This window comes from Azonexus caeni (assembly GCF_048146105.1).
Classification (GTDB): domain Bacteria; phylum Pseudomonadota; class Gammaproteobacteria; order Burkholderiales; family Rhodocyclaceae; genus Azonexus; species Azonexus aromaticus_B.
The window spans coordinates 1-1,535 of sequence record NZ_JBKJAD010000055.1 but is presented as its reverse complement, the minus strand read 5'-3'; the positions used below and the strand labels follow the sequence as shown (position 1 = coordinate 1,535).

General features: G+C 59.3%; 1 protein-coding gene. It reads right to left on the bottom strand.

Annotated features, from left to right (window positions below; translation table 11 throughout):
• Window positions 1-105 precede the first annotated feature (105 nt).
• On the bottom strand, window positions 106-1,464 hold the full coding sequence (locus ACLIIZ_RS21030) for an IS1182 family transposase (RefSeq protein WP_416695647.1): 1,359 nt from the start codon (window positions 1,462-1,464) through the stop codon (window positions 106-108).
• Between the last annotated feature and the right edge of the window lie 71 nt (window positions 1,465-1,535).

Below are 1,535 nucleotides of genomic sequence, written 5' to 3'. Positions count from 1 at the left end.
CTAGCAGCCTGTCGGACTTGAGGCGACCTGGCTGCTGAAATTGAGCTTGGATGGCCGAGATTTGGTGATTTTTATCTGGAAGCGCACGATTTTCCCTTGTTTTTGCTACTGCGGACGCAATACGGCCATGCGTTTCAAATTCCAGGCGAGGCAAATCAGAGCCCATTCCCCCGTGACCTTCTTCAAGCCGCGCAGGGAGAACTGACGAAAGCCGAGTACGGACTTGATGATGCCGAATACGGGTTCGACGGTTTGCTTGCGCAGGGCATAGAGGGTTCGCCCCGCCTTCGTCTTCAGTTTGTGTGCCATGGCCTGGGCGGGTGTTGCGTCGGCCGGCAAGGCGCCCGGCTCGGTAAAGCGTTCCAGCGGCGCGCGATGATGCTGCTCCCGCTTGATCGCAATGAACGGATCAATTCCTTGCGCTGCGCAGGCTTCAACATTTCTGGCGCTGTAAAAACCCGTGTCCGCCGCCAGCGCCAGCGGCCGACCCAATGAGGCCGGCAATGCTGCCAGTTGCTCGAGCATCGGCAACACCTGTTCCTTGTCGTTGCAGGCTTGTGTTACGCCGAGTCCAACGACCAGCATGCTGTCCGTATCGACCGCCGCCTGAGCGTTGTACGCTTGCTCAAAGCCACCGCCTGCCACCGGCATGATCCGCGATTGTTCATCCGTCAGATTAAGCTGGTCTTGCGCCTTCGGCCCAACAGCCGGCGGTTTCGGCGGCTTGCCGCCAGGCTTCTTGCCGCTTTCCTTGGCCTTCTGTTCGCGACGAGCCAGCTTCGCTTCGTACTCGGCTTGTTCTTTCTCGAAGCGCTCTTTCGCTCGTGCTTCGATCTTGGCTTTGGCGCAGGCCATGGCCTCCAGTCGTGCCTGGCGGCGAGCAATCTCTTCCGGTAGATTCATCCCGTCCGCCACCGCAGACTGGTCGGCCTGCTCGGCCATCGCCAGCAAGGACTCGACTTCTGCTTTGAGCTGAATTTCCAGTTGCTCAATGTGCCCGTGTGACAGCGCGCTGTGGCGCGACGCATTCGCCTTGATCTTGGTCCCGTCCAGGCTGACCGTACCCAGCTTCAGGAGCTTCATCTCCCGCGCCATCTCCAGCACTTGCACGAACAGGCCAGCCAACTCGTCAAGAAAGCGCCGCCGAAAACTCGCCAATGTGTCGTGGTCAGGGTGAGTGCCGGCTGCAATGAAGCGAAAGGCCACCGAGTCGTAGGTCGCCCGTTCAATCTTCCGACTCGAAAACACGCCGTTGGCGTAGCCATACACCAGCAACGCTAACAACACCGAAGGGTGATATGCCGCGCTCCCTCTTCCAGCGTAGGCTTTCTCCAGGGCGCTGAGCTCCAGTCCATCAACAACCTCGACAACAAACCGCGCGAGGTGATCTTCTGGCAGCCATTCATCGAGCGAGGGCGGTAAAAGGTAGCCGGTCTGGCGGTCAACAGGATGGAAACGGCTCATCTCTCTGGCTCGGTTCGGTTGGCTCGCTGCCATTATCCCATCAGGAAAGAGTTAGTCCGACAGGCTGCTAG